Here is a 16,520-nt window from a genome sequence, read left to right on the forward strand (position 1 = left end):
CGCTTACAGCAGGCGCTCCAAGCCGTACACCAGAGCGCCGAGCTGACGCACCTTGCGCACGGTCAGCAGCACGCCGGGCATGTAGGCCGCTCGATCAAAGGTGTCATGGCGCAGCACGTAGCGCTCGCCAGCCCCGCCGAATTGAACTTCCTGGTGAGCCACCAAACCAGGCAGGCGAATCGAATGGAGCCTGAGGCCACTGGGGCGCAGCCCCCCTCGGCTGCCCTCGAGGGTTTCGTGCTCCTCCACCTCTTGGGCATTGAACTGTTTGCCCAGCTCCTCCATCAGCTCGGCGGTTTTGATGCAGGTGCCGCTGGGGGCATCGGCTTTGCGGTTGTGATGCAATTCCACCAGCTCGGCATGGTCATAGAAGCGGGCGGCAGCGGCGGCAGCCTGCTGCAGCAGCACCATGCCCACCGAGAAATTGGGGATCACAGCTCCGCCCATCGAGGCCTTCGCCGCAAAGCTGGCGAGCTCTTGCAGCTGCTCTGGAGAGAGGCCCGTGGTGCCGATCACCGGCGTAACGCCATAGGCAATGGCGGCGCGGGTGTGCTCATAGACCACCTTCGGGTGGGTGAAATCCACCAACACCGCTCCAGGGTGCTGCTGACTGGCCAAGCACAGGGCGCCCTCAAAATCCTGGGTCAGAGCCACTTCGAGCTCACCCAAACCCAAGGCCAAGCCAACGTCTTCGCCTTCGCGCCCCGGGCATGTATCAATCGCCCCTACCAGCTGACAGTCCTCCGCGGCCTGGACCGCTTTGATCACTTCCGCGCCCATCCGCCCTAGAGCTCCGGCCACCACGACTGGGATTTGATCTGTCATAAAGCGCGATTTTGGCCGCATTGGTGCAAGTCTGTTCGTAATCTTTCCTGATCGCCCGCCTTCGCGCATGTTCACCCAGGTCCGTTCTTCTAGCCGTCGCGTCTCGCCTGAGGCCGCCGACGGACGGACCGTCATGCGCGCCGTGTATGTGGTTCTGGAACCTCAATACCAAAACGCCCTAACCCAAGCCGCCACCAGCCTCAACGCCCAAGACGGTGAGCTGGCCATCGATCTCTCCGGCTACCTGATCGAAGAGCTCAGGGATCCGGACAACTACGCCGCGTTCTGCGCCGATGTGGCCGAAGCGGATGTCTTCATTGCTTCGCTGATCTTCATTGAAGATTTGGCCCAGAAGGTGGTGGATGCCGTCGCACCCCACCGCGATCGCCTCAAAGCAGCCGTTGTCTTCCCCTCGATGCCCGAGGTGATGCGGCTCAACAAGCTGGGCAGCTTCTCGATGGCCCAGCTCGGCCAGAGCAAGAGCGCCATTGCCAACTTCATGCGCAAGCGCAAGGAAGCTGGCGGCGCCGGCTTCCAAGACGCGATGTTGAAGCTGCTGAACACCCTGCCAACGGTGCTCAAGTACCTGCCGGTCGAAAAGGCCCAGGACGCCCGCAGCTTCATGCTCAGCTTCCAGTACTGGCTGGGGGGCACGCCGGACAACCTGCGCAACTTCCTGTTGATGCTGGCCGACAAATACGTCTATCCCAAGGGGGAAGACGACCGGCCAAACCTTGCGGTCGCTGAACCCGTTGTCTTCCCTGATCAGGGCATCTGGCACCCCCTGGCCCCCGAGATGTTTGAAGACCTGCGGGAGTACCTCAATTGGTATGAGGGCCGCAGCGATGTTGCCAATGGCCCAATGATCGGCCTGGTGCTGCAACGCAGCCACATCGTCACCGGTGATGACGCCCACTACGTGGCGCTGATTCAAGAGTTGGAATACCGCGGCGCCCGCGTGATGCCGGTGTTCTGCGGCGGCCTGGACTTCTCTAAGCCGGTCAACAGCTACTTCTTTGATCCGCTGAATCCCGACCAGGCCCTGGTGGATGCCGCGGTGTCCCTGACCGGTTTTGCCCTGGTCGGCGGCCCTGCTCGCCAGGATCACCCCAAGGCCATCGAAACCCTGAAGCGGCTGAATCGCCCCTACATGGTGGCGCTGCCCCTGGTGTTCCAAACCACCCAGGAATGGGAAGCCAGCGACCTGGGCCTGCACCCGGTTCAGGTGGCTCTGCAGATCGCGATCCCTGAACTGGATGGCGCGATTGAACCGATCGTGCTTAGCGGCCGCGACGACGCCACCGGTAAGGCCCACACCCTGCAAGACCGGGTGGATGCCATTGCTGAACGTTCAATTCGCTGGGCCAACCTGCGCGCCAAGCCACGCAACGAAAAGAAGCTGGCCATCACGGTGTTCAGCTTCCCCCCCGACAAAGGCAACGTCGGCACCGCCGCCTACCTCGATGTCTTTGGCTCCATCCACCGGGTGCTCGAAGAAATGCGCGCCCGCGGCTACCAGGTGGGTGATGTGCCAGCAACGCCCAAAGGCTTGATGGATCTGGTGCTCACCGATGCCGAAGCCATGGAGGGGGCACCGGAATTAGCCATTGCCCATCGCATGAGCGTTGAGGAATACGAGCGGCTCACCCCCTATTACGAACGCCTGGAAGAGAACTGGGGCAAAGCCCCTGGCGAACTGAACAGCGACGGCCAAAACCTGCTGGTCTTCGGCCGCCACTTCGGCAACGTGTTTGTTGGTGTGCAGCCCACCTTTGGCTACGAGGGCGACCCGATGCGGCTGCTTTATTCCCGCAGCGCCAGCCCCCACCACGGCTTCGCCGCCTACTACACCTATCTCGAGAAGATTTGGGGGGCTGATGCGGTGCTGCACTTCGGCACCCATGGCTCCTTGGAGTTCATGCCCGGCAAGCAGATGGGCATGAGCGACACCTGCTATCCCGACAGCCTGATCGGCGCGCTGCCGAACCTCTATTACTACGCAGCCAACAACCCCTCAGAAGCCACCATCGCCAAGCGGCGTGGCTACGCCTCCACGATCAGCTACCTGACGCCCCCGGCTGAAAACGCAGGTCTCTACAAGGGCCTCAAGGAACTCGGCGAGTTGGTGGGCTCCTACCAACAACTGCGCGAGAGCAGCCGTGGCGTCCAGATCGTCAACGCCATCGTTGAGACCTCACGTCTTTGCAACCTCGATAAGGATGTTGCCCTGCCTGAGCAGGACGCCTCAGAGCTGAGTGAAGAGCAGCGCGATGCCGTGGTGGGCGCGGTCTACCGCCAACTGATGGAGATCGAAAGTCGCCTGTTGCCCTGCGGCCTGCACACCATCGGCAAACCCCCCACCGCTGAGGAAGCGATTGCCACCTTGGTGAACATCGCCGCGCTCGAGCGTGAAGAAGATGGCTTGCGCTCGCTGCCCAGCCTGCTGGCCGAGAGCATTGGCCGCTCGATTGAAGAGGTCTACCGCGGCAACGATGAAGGCGTGCTGGCCGATGTGGAACTCAACCAGCGCATCACCGAAACCTGCCGCCTCACCGTGGGCGCCATGGTTCGTGCTGTCACCGGCAACGATGGCCGCGTCACCTTGCAGCAGAACTTCGGTTGGCTGCTCAAGCTGATGGAGTCGGTGGGCCTCAAGTTGCCGAGCCCTTGGCTGCGGGCCGTACGCCAAGCCGGGTTCAACAGCATCGATCAAGAGGAACTCGACAAGCTCTTTGGCTATCTGCAGTTCTGCCTCGAGCAGGTGTGCGCCGATCAAGAAATGGAAAGCCTGTTGAAGGCTCTCGATGGCGAGTATGTGCTGCCTGGTCCTGGCGGTGACCCGATTCGCAACCCCGGCGTTCTGCCCAGCGGCAAAAACATTCACGCCCTCGACCCCCAAGCCATTCCCACCCGGGCTGCTGTTGCGGCCGCCAAGGTGGTGGTGGATCGCTTGATCGAGCGCCAGAAGGCTGAGCAGGGCGCTTGGCCCGAAACCATCGCCTGCGTGCTCTGGGGCACCGACAACATCAAGACCTACGGCGAATCCCTCGCCCAGATCCTTTGGTTCATCGGTGTGCGTCCTGTGCCCGATTCCTTGGGCCGGGTCAACAAGCTGGAGCTCATTCCCCTCGAAGAGCTGGGGCGTCCTCGCATCGATGTGGTGGTGAACTGCTCCGGGGTGTTCCGTGATCTGTTCATCAACCAGATGGCCCTGATCGACCAGGGCGTGAAGATGGCCGCTGAGGCCGACGAGCCTCTCGCTCAAAACTTCGTTCGCGCCCACGCCCAAGAGCAAGCCGACAAAGAGGGCACCAGCCTGCGCGATGCCGCCACCCGGGTGTTCTCCAATGCCAGCGGCAGCTACAGCTCCAACGTCAACCTGGCGGTGGAGAACAGCAGCTGGGAAGAAGAGGACGAGCTGCAGGAGATGTACCTGAACCGCAAGACCTTTGCCTTCAACGCCGATAACCCCGGCGAAATGAACCAGAACCGTGAGGTGTTCGAATCGGTCATGAAGACCGCTGATGTCACCTTCCAAAACCTGGATTCCGCAGAGATCTCGCTCACAGACGTGAGCCACTACTTCGATTCCGATCCCACCAAGTTGATCGCAGGGCTGCGGGACGACGGCAAAGCCCCCTCCAGCTACATCGCCGACACCACCACGGCCAATGCCCAAGTGCGCACCTTGAGCGAAACCATTCGCCTGGACTCCCGCACCAAGCTGCTGAACCCGAAGTGGTACGAGGGCATGCTCGACTCCGGCTACGAGGGTGTGCGTGAGGTAGCCAAGCGCCTCAACTTCACCCTGGGCTGGAGTGCCACCAGCGGCGCCGTCGACAACTTCGTCTACGAGGACGCAAACGACACCTTCATCAACGATCCGGAGATGCGCAAGCGGCTGATGGAACTCAACCCCCACAGCTTCCGCCGCATCGTTGGAACGCTTCTGGAGGTCAATGGTCGTGGCTACTGGGAGACCTCTGACGAGAACATCCAGCAACTCCAGGACCTGTATCAGGAGATCGAGGACAAGATCGAAGGCGTCAGCAGCTGAGAAAAATCAGAGGGTGCCGTTACATAACGCAATAATGCGTTACGATTAGCAAAGAACACGGCATCACATGACTTCCTCCTCCTCCGCTCCAATCCGCGGCGCTGTGGTGACCACCGAAGACGGCGGCCGCCTCAATGCTTTTGCCACCGAGCCCCGTATGCAGGTTGTTGAGCCTGAAAACGGCTGGGGATTTCATGACCGCGCTGAAAAGCTGAATGGCCGGATGGCCATGCTTGGCTTCATCGCTTTGCTGGCCACTGAATTCGCCATGGGCGGTGAGGCCTTCACCCGCGGCCTGCTGGGCATCGGCTGATTAGCGCATCACCTGTCCACAACTTGAGTCCATCCCGCGGCAGACTTTCTATCGCGGGATTTTTTATGCAACGCGCGGCATCAGAACGCACCGCATGGGTCCGCGGAGCCGGGCCCACCGGCAGCTTGGCGGCCCTGGCTTTGGCCCAAGCCGGCTGGAGAGTGCACCTGCTAGATCACCAGACCCCCGAGCAGCTGCTGCAGCGCAGGCGGGCCTATGCGCTGACCCACTCCACCCAGAAGCTGCTGATCCAGCTCAAGCTTTGGCAGCATCTGAGCAGCTGCTGCCATCCCTTCCGGCGCCTCGAGCTGCACGACCGAGGCAGCAAAGCCAGCACGCTCTTCTCAGCCCCTGAAGCGGTGGGCTGGATTGCTGATCACCGGCCCTTGCAACAGCAGCTGCTGCAGGCTTGCCAGCTGCACAAGGCGGTGGAGATGCACATCGGCACGGGAAGCAGCCCCAGCCCCAGCCCCGATGACCTGCAAGTGATTGCAGAAGGCGCCAACTCCAGTAGCCGGGATGCCTTGGGCATCGGCTTTCGCGGTTTTCGCTATCGCCAAAGCTGCCTGACGGTGCAGGTGAAGCTGACAACAAACAGCTCAAGCACAGATGACACGGCCTGGGAGCTGTTTCGCCCTGAAGGCCCACTCGCCGTGCTGCCATTTGGCGCCGGAGTGGCCCAGGTGGTGTGGAGCGCGCCTCAGCAGCGCTGCCAAGACCGCTGCGAGCTGCACCCTGAAGCTTTCCTAGCCGCGCTCAACGGCGCCCTACCGCCAGCAGCCCAGGCGGAAGCCTTGCTCGACCAACCAGCCTGGTTCCCTGTGGAATGGCGGCTCGCCCCAAGGCTGGGCCGAGGAACAACCTTGCTTTGCGGCGAAACAGCGCACCGCTGTCACCCGGTGGGTGGCCAGGGACTCAACCTCTGCTGGCGCGATGTGGCCACCTTGGCGGAATTGGCTCAACAGCCAGAACTGGGGGCCCGCCAACTGGTGCAGCGCTATGGCCGCAGGCGCTGGCTGGATCTCATCGCCGTGATGATCGCCACTGATGGCCTGATCCGGCTGTTTTCCAATGGCCATCGGCTGCTGCTGCCAATCAGACGATTCGGCATCGCCCTGCTGGATGGAATTCCTGCACTACGCCGTTTGAGCCTCAATCTGGCCACCTATGGACCAGCAGGAATGCTCTTGACAAGTGGGTGGCAGCGGCAAAATAATCAACCCCCTTAAGGCGCTCTTAACGGCTTTCTGATCCAAACGAGGGCACACTCGTGCGTACGGAAGGCCTTCAGCAACAACTCCGCCCCTAACGGCCATGGTGATCACCACCACGCCACAACCTGTTCCTGCATCGGCCCTGGTGGATTACCTGCGCCGAGACATCGGTTTGAGCGAAGACGCCCTAGCGCTTGGCGTCCGCCAAGCCATCCAAGAGCAGGCCCCTCTGCCGGTGACCCTCTGGCGTTTTGGTTTGCTCAATCTGGGCCAACTCGATCAAGTGCTCGATTGGCAAGACGGCCAGAGCTGATCTCAGTAATGAATCAGTGACTCCACCAGCACGCCGCCGGGCAGTTTGCTGCGGCCGCCAAGGGCTGTGAGCTCAGCCACAAAGCCGTAACCACACACGGCTCCGCCAGCGCGGCTCACCAATTCCGCGCAGGCTGCCGCAGTGCCGCCAGTGGCCAGCAGGTCATCGACCACCAACACGCGCTGGCAGCCGCTCAAGGCCCCCTCTTGTATCTCCAGCCGGTCGCTGCCGTACTCGAGGGCATAGTCCACAGCAGTAATCGGGCCAGGGAGTTTGCCTGGCTTGCGCACAGGCACAAAGCCCAGGCCCATCGTCATCGCCAGGCTGGTGCCAACAATGAAGCCACGCGCCTCAATCCCAACAATCACCTCGGGCTGTAAGCCAGCCAAAGACTGCTGCATCCCCTCCATTACCTGCTTCCAGGCCTGGGGATCGCGCATCACCGGTGTGAGGTCACGGAACAAAATTCCTGGCTTCGGGAAATCCGGCACATCCCTGACCAGGGCGCGTAGTTGCTGCTCAAGGCTGTCGGCCATCGATGGAGGCTCCTAACAAAGAGGTGACGGCACAAGGCCTCAGCTGGCATCATCTCAGCCATTGCCCCCAGTCCTTGATCGCAACAGCAGCGCCAGCCACGACCAGCCGGATGCCGCGCCGTGGCATGGAGAGGCTCGACCTGCTCTTGCTGGCCATCGAAGCCCTCGATTTGCATGGCAGCGAAGCCATGGTCTGGAGCTGTGAGCAATTGCAGCTGCAAGAGGCCTTTCCCAATCGCGTTGCCCTCTGGAAATCGCGCTGCCGCAATCCCCTGCGCCGCGCCAGCCGCCGCGGTGAGCTCAATGCCGCTGAACAACGGGGGCTTGTGGAGCTGGTCTGCAGCCTCGCCGACCGCCTCTACCCAATGCTGCGCCAACTGCTCTCCAGCAGCGAGCCCGCTGAACTCAATGCGCAGCGCTGGGGCTTGTTTCGCGATCGCTACAACGACTTGGTGGAAGGCCGCATGAATGGCCGCAGGGGAGCCATTCGTCAACTGCTGGATCCAGCCGATGGCGAAGCCTTGCGCCAGGAATTGGTACTGACCCTGGCCCTCTGCTGCGGCCCCGGTGGCGTGCAACGGTTGGAGGCCAGCCTGCTGGACGGCAGCCGATGACTAACTTCTCCTCCCTGGCGAGCGCAGCAGGACTCAGCGGCACCCAGTACAAGCTGCGCTACGAGCAATCCAGCTGCCGCCTAGAACTCACAGGCCTGCCTGATGTCACCGCCGCTGGCAGCGCTGGGCAACCGCAACAGCAGCTCAACATCCTCACCGGCTGGGACCTCAACTTGGGGCAAAAGGCCAGTCTTCAAGGCAAACGCGAGCATCTCCAAGCCCTGGTGAGCGCTGTTCAGCCCTACGTGCGGCTGCTGGTGAGCGCGCAGCCCTGCCAACAGATCGGCGGCAGCGAGGCGGTGGTGAGCCTGGAGCCCCAAGACGATGGGCGGCACCTGCTGCGGTTGCGCTCAAGCCAGCCCGACACCCCTCCGTTGGAGCTGGTGCTCGATCATGCCGAACTGGCTGATCTCAACCACTGCATTGATCAGATGTTGGTGGACGGCCGCTGCGCCCTCGGGCTTGAGGTGCAAAGCCCACAGCCGTTGCGCCGGGGGCAGTACCGGCGCTCCAGCGTGCGCCGGCAGGGGCAATGGATCGCCCCCGCCGCAGCCTGCGCGAGTGTTGTGATCGTTGGTGCCTTGGTCAGCTTGCTGCCGCTACCCCAGCGCACGCCAGAGCCCACAGCAAACACCACCACCACCGAACAGAGCGAACCATGATTCCGCGGAAGTCCAGTGGCGCCCTGGAATGGAATGAATGCCGCCGGCTTGTGAGCCGTCTTGGCGCCAACCTTGATGTGGTTGTGCGCAGTGACCCAGAGGTCTGCGGACTCAGTGGTGATGACTTTCGCCTCAGCCTCCACCACTCGGGCCATGGCGATTGCACCGTCGGCAGCATGAGCCTGGTGGATTGCCCCAACAGCTTGGTTGTCGAAGAGTTCCTGCGCTGGATGCAACAGGCGGGTCGGCTCAAGGACAGCCCCCTCGACGACACGCAGGATTGACCCGCCCCAGAAGGCCGATACCGTTGGCGTTCTACCGCTTTTGAGTCCCGTGTCAGCCCAACGCCGCGGCAAGCAGGGACCCAACCGCCTGCGCTCTCTGGTGACCTCAGCGCTCTGGTTGGGTGCCGGTGGTGCCTTGATGTTTGGCTTGGCGCAGTTGCCGAGCTATCTCGACACCGTGCTGTTTTTCAGCACCGCGGTGCGGAACCTCACCTTGGGGCTAATGCATTTCGGCGCCGGTGTATTGCAGCTCGCAGGAGCCCTGCTGCTATTGGCCCTGGTGAGCCTCAGCTTGGTGTTGCTGATTGGCGGTGTCGTGCGCGGAGTCAAAGCATTCATGGCCGCTCCAGCTCGCCCCGCACGCCGCAACAACCAACAGCGCTCTGTGGTTCGGCGGCGCCAACCCGCCACCAGCTATCTGCTGCAGAGCCGCTAACGGCTCAATGGCCGATGTCTTCAGCCCAAAGATCGGGCTTGTGCTGCAGCATCCGCTCCATTAAGGCCATGCAGCCGCTGTCATCGAGGCAGTCCACTTCAATGCCCGCCTCCACTAACCAGGATTCCTGGCCTGCAAAACTGCGGCGCTCACCGATGAGCACCCGGCGGAATCCCAACAGCACCGCGGTACCCGCACACATGGGGCAGGGAGAGAGCGTGGTCACCAAGGTGAGCTGATGCCAATCACGGCGGCGCCCGGCGTTGCGAATGCACTGGGTTTCGCCATGGGAGGTGGGGTCACCGTTCTGCACGCGCTGATTGTGTCCGCGGGCCACCACCTCCCCTGATTCGGTGGCCAGCACCGCCCCAATCGGAATACCCCCTTCGGCCCAACCCAATTCCGCCTCAGCCCGGGCTTGGTCCATCAACTGCTGGCGCAGGGCACGGTCCATCGTTAGCGGGGGCGGCGCGGGGACAGCGACTGACGCATCGCCATCAACTCTTGAACCGAGACATAGCCATCACGATTGCGATCAAAATGCTCAAAACGATGGCTCAAGCCAGGCAGAACCTTCGATTCAGCCCGGCTTAACAGGCCATCACCGTTGCGATCGGAGCGGCGAAAGGCCTGCAACAAACGCTCGCCAATGAACGGCGCCCCTGGCGGTGTGATGTCTCTCAGCAACAAGATGCCATCACCATCGCGGTCCAGGTTGCGCATGCCCGGATGCAAGCCAGCCTCTTGCAAATACAAGCGACCGTCGTTGTCGTGATCAAGGCGATGGAACAGCTCCAACATCCGCTGCCGATGGCGCTGCACCGCTTGCGGATCCTGCGCCAACGCCGGTGAGGTGGCCGCCAGGAGCAGCAACAGCAGTGGCAGCAGCTTTCGGTGCATAGCCACACCTTATGGAGCCAACTCCCAATCAATTCTTCCTGTGCAGGATCTTTTTGACACCAACCTGTGACGGAATCCAACTGAAACCAGGCTTGGAAAGATTCAGTGCGCAGCACCTGCAGACCAGCCATGGCTTGGCAGCGCTGAACTCCATACGATCTGCAGGTCCCGGCAGAAGTGCGGCGTCATGGCCAAACAGCAGACCATCTGGGTGGTCGACGATGACTCAGAACTGCGGCAGCTGCTGAGCACCTACCTCAGCGAGCAGGGCTATGAGGTGCGCACCCTTAACGACGGCAAGCAGTTCACAGCACGCCTGGAGTTTCAGCGCCCTGATTTGGTGGTGCTCGATTTGATGATGCCCGGTGATGACGGGCTGACGATTTTGCGGCGGCTGCGCGACGGCGGTGATGATCTGCCGGTGGTGATGCTCACGGCACGCGGCGAAGCCGTGGACCGCATCATTGGCCTCGAGCAGGGCGCTGATGACTACCTGGCCAAGCCATTCATGCCGCGGGAGCTCTCCGCTCGCATTGAGGCGGTGTTGCGGCGGCGCGGTGCCGTGCCCGCTGGCACGCCGGTTGCCGATGGCGAGGTGATCGCCTTTGGCAACAACAGCCTCGACCTTTCGGCGCGCACCCTCGAATGCGATGGGGAACCGGTGGTGATCACCAGCGGCGAATTTGGCTTGCTGGCCGCCTTTGTGCAAAACCCCCACCGCCCCCTGTCGCGGGAGCGGCTGATCGAATTAGCCCGCGGCCCAAGCAGTGAAACCGATAGCCGCAGCATGGATGTGCAGGTCTCACGCGTGCGCAAATTGATCGAGCCCGATCCCAGCCGTCCCCGCTACTTGCAAACTGTTTGGGGCTATGGCTACGTGTTCGTTCCCGATGGCGAACCGCGTCAGAAGAGCTGACCAAGCTGCTGAACGCGTCTAGGTTCTGCGGCGAATGACGCGTTCCATTTCAGCCCGCCCCAATCGCTTGCCCTCCGCTGGATTGTTGCTGCGGCTGGGCCTGTTTTTGCTGCTCAGCTGGGGTGGCAGTTTGGTGGTGCTGCAACTGCTGCTGGGCCAACGCCTCGATCGCGCTCGCATGGTGCAGATGGGCCGCGACTTGGCCAGCAACGTTCGGCTCAGTGAAGTGGCCTTGGAGCAATTCCCGCCCTCGGTGGTCTCAGAGCTCAGCGGCCTAGCCATGGTGACCGGCGATCAACCCTCGCCAGCTGGCGATAGCGAATTGGAGGGCCGTGCCCGGGAGCTGCGCTTTGAGCTGTGCCGCCGCTTGCCCTATTGTCCTGAAGTCTCCCCCACCTTGAACCCCGGTCATGGGGTGTGGGTGGAGCTGCTCAATCCCCTCGAGCAGGTATGGCTGTTTGCGCCGCTGCCACCGAACAAGTGGTGGCCGCCCGACCCCCTGCTCGCGTCGTTGTCATTAATCAGCGGCAGCATCATTGCCGGTGGTTTTTTTCTGCTCTTAGAAGTGCAGAGGCCCTTGCGCAGGCTGGAGCGGGCTTTGGCGAGGGTGGGCCTAGAAGAGCGCCCAGCACCGGTTCCCCAAGAGGGGGCCGGAGAAGTGCAGCGCTTGAGTCGGCGCTTCAACGCGATGCTGGCGCGGCTGCAACGCAGTGAAGAAGAACGGGCCACGATGCTCGCTGGCATCGCCCACGACCTCAAAAGCCCGATCACGCGACTGCGCTTGCGTCTGGCCGTGGAGGGCAATAGTCCGCAGGCGGAAGCTGATCTCGATGCCCTGGAGCGCATTACCGGGCAGTTTTTGCTGTTTGCCGGTGGCGGACAGAGCGAAGACCGGGTGCTGCTGCCGCTGCATGGCCTGCTCGGGGAGGTGTTGGCCCGCTACGACCAACAACCGGTGGACTTGGAACTCGAGGAGTTCCAAGCGCGGGTGCAGCCTGTGGCCTTGGGGCGCGCCATTGCAAATTTGGTCGACAATGCCCTCTCCTATGGCGAACCACCGGTTGTGGTGCGTTTGCAGCGGGAAGGGGATTGGCTGCTGATTGCCATTGAGGACCAAGGCCAAGGCATTGATCCCGCCCTGCGCGATCAAGCCCTGATGCCATTTCAACGTCTCGATGCCTCCAGGGGCGGCAGCGGCCACTGCGGCCTCGGCCTGGCCATCGCCGCGCGGGTAGTGGAAGTCCATGGCGGGCGGCTTGAGCTTCGCGACCCGCCCGGGGGGGGCTTCAGCGTTTGCCTGCTGCTGCCAGCAATGGGCTGACGCAGCGCCAAGCGCGATCCACACTGAGCTCAACAGCCTCCATCAGCACTGTGGACGCAGTTCCTCCGTGGCCCATTCCTGGTTTGCCTTGGTCGCAGGCGGCCGCTGTTGAGTTGCCGGCCCTGCTGCGCGAGCCCAGCGAACGGCGATTGCGCCATGAAGGGTTGCTCTACCAGTGCCAAATGCTCAACCCCAATCAGGGCCGTAGCCCTGAGGTCTGCTGGAACGATCACTGGCGGTGAGCCTGCCGCATCGCTGCCTGTTTCTCAGTGATCTGCATCTGGGCACAGGCCGCACCCGAGCGGGCGCCCTATGGACGCTGCTGCAACGAGAACCCAGCGAGCGGGTGGTGCTGGTGGGCGACATCCTTGACCTCACCAGCTGGCAGCAACGGCAACCTCGGTTTTCCAAAGCGGAGTGGCAGGTGCTGCAGTGGTTACTGCAGCGCCATCGCGCCGGAGAGTTGGTGTGGCTGCTGGGTAACCACGAACAAGCCTTGCGCGATTGGCTTGGAGCATCCGCCGCTTGCAGCTGGATCAGCGAGCAGCTGACCTACACAAGCCTGCATGGCCAGAGGCTGCTGGTGACCCACGGTGATCAGCTCGACTGCCAAGCGATCAGCTTCAACCGGGGCGAAGAACTCGCGATTCGACTGTGTCATCGCCTCGAGAGCCAGCATCTGCGCTGGAATCTCAAACTGCCCAGCCCGAGTGCGCTGGCCATGGGCACCAGGGGTGGACGGCGCCTGATCAGCCGGTTTCACAGTGCCCAGCTCGAAGCAGCACGCCAAGCAGGCGTCGATGGCATCATCTGCGGCCATAGCCATGGAGCAGTCCTCGAGCAGCGCGACGGGTTGCTGCTGATCAACACCGGTTGCTGGACCCATCCCCCTGGCACCGTGGTGGTGGAGACCGCATGCGGCAGCTGGGAGCTGCTGAGTGGCAGCGGAGGACGCCAGCAATGGCACCCAGAGGCAGCCTCAGGGCACACCAACGTCTCCAGTGTCAGAGCCGACTAGCTCTAAACGGCACATCCAGGGAGCTGTTTTGTGATGTCATGAACTGAGTACTTATGCGGCACATGACGGTTGAAATCTGAAGCGCCTTGATTAAGGTCATTGTTTCCGACATTGTCTTGAATCGGAAGAAACCTGGGAGCCAACCGAGGCAACCCCTCGCCAGAGGATATTTTCCGGGCGAACTGACACCCGCTTTAAGCCAGGCCAGTGGCCGCCAAAAGCGAAGCAGCCATCAACAGAGCGCGGCCTTTTTGACCTGCCAAAGCAGGTTTCAGCACGATTCGAACGCTGGGCAGCAGCCTGGAGAACTGGATTCAGCCATGGGCGAAACCCTTTGATGCAGAAGGGGTTTGCGGTGGTGGATGAAACGGAGGGGGTGGGATTCGAACCCACGGAAGCTCTCACTTCGCCGGTTTTCAAGACCGGAGCCATCAACCACTCGACCACCCCTCCAAGCCAACACCTGCGCGAGGTGCGGTGATCGGATTTTGCCACAAGCAGCAGGGGAAACCCCAGAGACAGCAGTCGAGTCTCAAGCAAGTCTCACGAGACAGGCGGACACGGTGGAAGTGGTCGCCCCCGCCGCGTCATGTCTGTTCTCAACACCGATTTCCTGGCCATTCGCACCCGGCACCTGGCTGAAATGATTCAGACTCTGCCGGACTCTGCATGCCCAGAACATCAATGCAATCGCTGCAATGAACTCCTGCAGCAGCTGGTCAGCGCGCTCGACACGCTGACCTTGATGGAGCAAAGCGGGACTTAACCCTGCTTGGCCAGCGGCAACAGGCACTTGTCGGAGTCACAACCAGCCGGACCGGCTTCCACCAGTTCGCCTTGGTCGTAACGCTGCAATGCCTCAAAGAAGTCGCTGGTGCTGCGGCGCTTGATCACCTCAGCCTGCAGCTCCTCGTAACCAGCCTGGCTGATGGGCTCAAACGGCAAGCGGGGGAAGGTGGCGTTGGCATCGAAACGAGCCAACAGAGCCGCGGAGATGTACCCCTTGCCTTCGCCAATGGAGGCGTGGATGGCCTCAGCCAGAGGCTCAATCTCATTCTCACGGAATTCGATCGTGGCTGAGGTGTTGTGCGCCGTGTAGTGCTGCTGCACCTGCATGTAGAAGTCGAACTGAGCCATTGCGGAGAAGTTGTTGATCTCCACCTGATCAGCGCCAGGAAGATTGGCCCAGCTCACTTCGGTGGGAATCTCCACCAGCCATTCGGTGCAACGGGGATCAAACGGATCATCGAGAAGGCGACCCTGCTCATCCTTATCGGACTGGGACGGCACGATCGAGTAGCCGTAGTCCATGCAAGCCAGGGCCACGGGGTCGTTCTTGCGGAACGTGATGCGGCGGATGAACCGCTGAGCTTTGGGGGGATGCCAGCCGGGAGCGGCACCGGTCAGCAGGCTCTTGGTGCCAGCCGGCTGAACCGTGGTGCAGCGGTTGGGGCGACGCAGCCCATGGCGATCGCAGTAATCCCACACCGCCTCATTGACGGTGGTTTTCCAGCGGCTCAGATAAGCGGCCTCTTGCTCTTTGAACGCCAATCCCTCAGCGGTCTCAGGGCGACCAGCAGCCCACCACTCCAGCCACGGGGTGCCAAAGGCATGCACGAAGAAGTCGAACAGGCCGGTGAAGCTCACACCAACGATGGGATCCCAAGCGCGGCTCTGGCGGTAACGCTCCACCTCAAAGCGGTGATTCAACAGGCAGGCCACCGAGAGGCCTGCGGCGCGGAAAGCATCGCTTTGACCTTCCAGATCATCGGGGTCTAAGCGGTTGAGATGAACCTCAGCCAGGTTGCAGTGGAAGTCGGCACCAAGGATTTCACCGCAAGGATTGAGGCCATAGCGGCCTAAACGGTGCTCCAGCTCAGCCTCAGTGATCTCCGGGTGGTTGAGCTGCAGCCATCGGCCAGCTTCCTGGCGGCCCTGCTCGCAATAGATCTCTTGGAACTCCTGGCGCAGTTCAGCCGTGGTGAGCAGATCGGCGTTGGAGCGAGCAATCGCTTCGGGAGCGAATTGAATCGCACCCTCACCGGATTGGAACTGCTTGGTGACCGCCTCTTGCACCACCTCAAGGCTGGGGCGGGTGTGGAAGACGCGGGTGTGATTGGCCATGCGCAGGGCATCGCGCTCAGGGTCAATACGCCAATTGCCATCGCTGTCCTGCTGCCAAAGATTTTCTTTGGCGCCGGCAGCAGCGGTGTCGGCTGAAGCGAACTGACGCATGCCAGCGCTGCGGCGAATGTTGCCGGCAACGATCGTTACAGCGGCCTCATCAATCAGCAGGCAGCACTCAACGGACGTGAGCTGACGGCCGCGAGCCTTGTTGAGGATCTGGGCCACCCGGCCATAGAGATCCTTGAGCTTGACCGGGTTGGCCATGCCACCAAAACCCTTGAGGGTTTCACCAACCGGGCGCACATCAGAGAGGTCGACGTCGATTTCAACGGGGCCGCTGAAACGCTCATCGCTACTGAGCTGCAGCAACAGCTGATAGCTGTCCACCCAACCGCGGCGGGTGTCACCCACCTTGATGTGAACTTTGTGGCCCTCAATGCTGTGGGAGGTGGACTCTTGGCGCTCTGCAGCAGGGGTTGCGCCGATGTTGCTGACGCCCAAGACGCGCAACTCGTTGCGCACAACCGGAAGCCGCTCCACCAGGTGGGGCTCGATGATGGCGCCGGTGCCGCAGCCCATCATCGCCAGGTCCATCATCAGACCGAAAGCTTCCCAATCCACCAGGTTGGTGGAGGTGCAGTTATAAGCACCAGAAAAATTCTCTTGCTTCTCAATCCAAGGGGTTCCACCGATCCACAGCCAACGCCCCGAAGGCAGTGAGGCTTGCCGCAGCTGCATGCGGCGCATCAGATCGATCTCCTCATCATTCAGCTGCCCCAGGCTCTTGAGGCCAGCCAAATTGCGCTCAACCACTTGCTTCCAGCTCTCGCGGCCGGTGGCGGTTTTACGGCTGTAGGTGCGATAGAAAACCGGGTTGGCCGCAGGTGCTGTTGCAGGGAAATCACCCTGCAACATTGAGGTTTCCGGTGGCACAAGCAGTTCAGCTGGAGTCACGACACTAGATCTAGTAGGTAGAGGGAAGCG

The 16,520-nt window shown here is 61.9% G+C and carries 18 protein-coding genes and 1 tRNA gene; 13 read left to right on the top strand and 6 right to left on the bottom strand.

Annotation, left to right across the window (positions count from 1 at the left end):
* Window positions 1-3: 3 nt before the first annotated feature.
* A complete protein-coding gene (gene dapB / locus SIB46_RS03465) occupies window positions 4-825 on the bottom strand; it encodes a 4-hydroxy-tetrahydrodipicolinate reductase (protein WP_413297162.1) in 822 nt (273 codons plus the stop codon).
* Window positions 826-892: 67 nt separating this feature from the next.
* Here dapB and SIB46_RS03470 point away from each other — a divergent pair, with 67 nt between their 5' ends.
* The 4 genes from SIB46_RS03470 (at window position 893) to SIB46_RS03485 (ending at window position 6,722) form a co-directional block, all read left to right on the top strand.
* Entirely contained in the window at window positions 893-4,882 is a 3,990-nt protein-coding gene (locus SIB46_RS03470; RefSeq protein WP_413297163.1) for a magnesium chelatase subunit H, read from the top strand.
* A gap of 67 nt (window positions 4,883-4,949) precedes the next feature.
* Entirely contained in the window at window positions 4,950-5,195 is a 246-nt protein-coding gene (locus SIB46_RS03475; RefSeq protein WP_413297164.1) for a high light inducible protein, read from the top strand.
* 65 nt (window positions 5,196-5,260) lie between these two features.
* The gene (locus SIB46_RS03480) at window positions 5,261-6,424 is read left to right on the top strand and encodes an FAD-dependent monooxygenase (RefSeq protein WP_413297165.1); all 1,164 of its coding nucleotides are present in this window, start codon (window positions 5,261-5,263) and stop codon (window positions 6,422-6,424) included.
* An 85-nt stretch (window positions 6,425-6,509) separates the two neighbouring features.
* The gene (locus tag SIB46_RS03485) at window positions 6,510-6,722 is read left to right on the top strand and encodes a DUF2949 domain-containing protein (protein WP_011935384.1); all 213 of its coding nucleotides are present in this window, start codon (window positions 6,510-6,512) and stop codon (window positions 6,720-6,722) included.
* A gap of 2 nt (window positions 6,723-6,724) precedes the next feature.
* Here the strand turns inward: SIB46_RS03485 and SIB46_RS03490 are convergent, their stop codons facing one another.
* Entirely contained in the window at window positions 6,725-7,258 is a 534-nt protein-coding gene (locus tag SIB46_RS03490) for an adenine phosphoribosyltransferase (protein ID WP_413297166.1), read from the bottom strand.
* Between the two features lie 2 nt (window positions 7,259-7,260).
* On the opposite strand from SIB46_RS03490, the gene SIB46_RS03495 reads away from it, so the two are divergent.
* The 4 genes from SIB46_RS03495 to SIB46_RS03510 are packed head-to-tail and all read left to right on the top strand — an operon-like array spanning window position 7,261 to window position 9,254.
* Complete coding sequence (locus SIB46_RS03495; protein ID WP_413297167.1) at window positions 7,261-7,872, top strand: DUF3038 domain-containing protein; 612 nt, start codon at window positions 7,261-7,263, stop codon at window positions 7,870-7,872.
* A complete protein-coding gene (locus SIB46_RS03500; protein ID WP_413297168.1) occupies window positions 7,869-8,534 on the top strand; it encodes a DUF4335 domain-containing protein in 666 nt (221 codons plus the stop codon). Before SIB46_RS03495 ends, SIB46_RS03500 begins: the two co-directional genes overlap by 4 nt.
* On the top strand, window positions 8,531-8,818 hold the full coding sequence (locus tag SIB46_RS03505) for a hypothetical protein (RefSeq protein ID WP_413297169.1): 288 nt from the start codon (window positions 8,531-8,533) through the stop codon (window positions 8,816-8,818). The genes SIB46_RS03500 and SIB46_RS03505 overlap by 4 nt, the downstream gene beginning before the upstream one ends.
* A gap of 49 nt (window positions 8,819-8,867) precedes the next feature.
* Window positions 8,868-9,254, top strand: coding sequence for a hypothetical protein (locus tag SIB46_RS03510; protein WP_413297170.1), 387 nt, complete (start codon window positions 8,868-8,870; stop codon window positions 9,252-9,254).
* A gap of 4 nt (window positions 9,255-9,258) precedes the next feature.
* On the opposite strand, the gene SIB46_RS03515 is transcribed toward SIB46_RS03510, so the two are convergent.
* Together SIB46_RS03515 and SIB46_RS03520 are read right to left on the bottom strand one after the other, a co-directional pair.
* Window positions 9,259-9,708: a nucleoside deaminase gene (locus SIB46_RS03515; protein WP_413297171.1), complete on the bottom strand. Its 450-nt coding sequence runs from the start codon at window positions 9,706-9,708 to the stop codon at window positions 9,259-9,261.
* Between the two features lie 2 nt (window positions 9,709-9,710).
* Window positions 9,711-10,154, bottom strand: a complete 444-nt coding sequence (locus SIB46_RS03520) for an EF-hand domain-containing protein (RefSeq protein ID WP_413297172.1) — start codon at window positions 10,152-10,154, stop codon at window positions 9,711-9,713.
* 187 nt (window positions 10,155-10,341) lie between these two features.
* Here SIB46_RS03520 and SIB46_RS03525 point away from each other — a divergent pair, with 187 nt between their 5' ends.
* From SIB46_RS03525 to SIB46_RS03540, 4 genes are read left to right on the top strand one after another with little or no spacing between them, the layout of a single operon-like run.
* Window positions 10,342-11,070 (top strand): response regulator, encoded by a 729-nt coding sequence (locus SIB46_RS03525; RefSeq protein WP_413297173.1) that lies wholly within the window; start codon window positions 10,342-10,344, stop codon window positions 11,068-11,070.
* Window positions 11,071-11,104: 34 nt separating this feature from the next.
* A complete protein-coding gene (locus SIB46_RS03530; RefSeq protein ID WP_413297174.1) occupies window positions 11,105-12,391 on the top strand; it encodes an ATP-binding protein in 1,287 nt (428 codons plus the stop codon).
* A gap of 50 nt (window positions 12,392-12,441) precedes the next feature.
* Entirely contained in the window at window positions 12,442-12,633 is a 192-nt protein-coding gene (locus SIB46_RS03535; RefSeq protein ID WP_011935374.1) for a hypothetical protein, read from the top strand.
* Window positions 12,630-13,409 (top strand): UDP-2,3-diacylglucosamine diphosphatase, encoded by a 780-nt coding sequence (locus SIB46_RS03540; RefSeq protein WP_413297175.1) that lies wholly within the window; start codon window positions 12,630-12,632, stop codon window positions 13,407-13,409. Before SIB46_RS03535 ends, SIB46_RS03540 begins: the two co-directional genes overlap by 4 nt.
* Window positions 13,410-13,777: 368 nt before the next feature.
* Here SIB46_RS03540 and SIB46_RS03545 read toward each other — a convergent pair.
* A tRNA-Ser gene (locus SIB46_RS03545) sits at window positions 13,778-13,862 on the bottom strand.
* Between the two features lie 136 nt (window positions 13,863-13,998).
* On the opposite strand from SIB46_RS03545, the gene SIB46_RS03550 reads away from it, so the two are divergent.
* Window positions 13,999-14,175 carry a hypothetical protein gene (locus SIB46_RS03550; RefSeq protein WP_011935372.1) on the top strand — a complete coding sequence of 59 codons (177 nt, stop codon included), beginning with the start codon at window positions 13,999-14,001 and terminating at the stop codon, window positions 14,173-14,175.
* Here the strand turns inward: SIB46_RS03550 and nrdJ are convergent.
* Window positions 14,172-16,451, bottom strand: a complete 2,280-nt coding sequence (gene nrdJ, locus SIB46_RS03555; protein ID WP_413297693.1) for a ribonucleoside-triphosphate reductase, adenosylcobalamin-dependent — start codon at window positions 16,449-16,451, stop codon at window positions 14,172-14,174. The genes SIB46_RS03550 and nrdJ overlap by 4 nt on opposite strands.
* Window positions 16,452-16,520: the final 69 nt, after the last annotated feature.

This window comes from Synechococcus sp. MIT S9452, from assembly GCF_047304245.1.
Taxonomy (GTDB): Bacteria; Cyanobacteriota; Cyanobacteriia; order PCC-6307; family Cyanobiaceae; genus RCC307.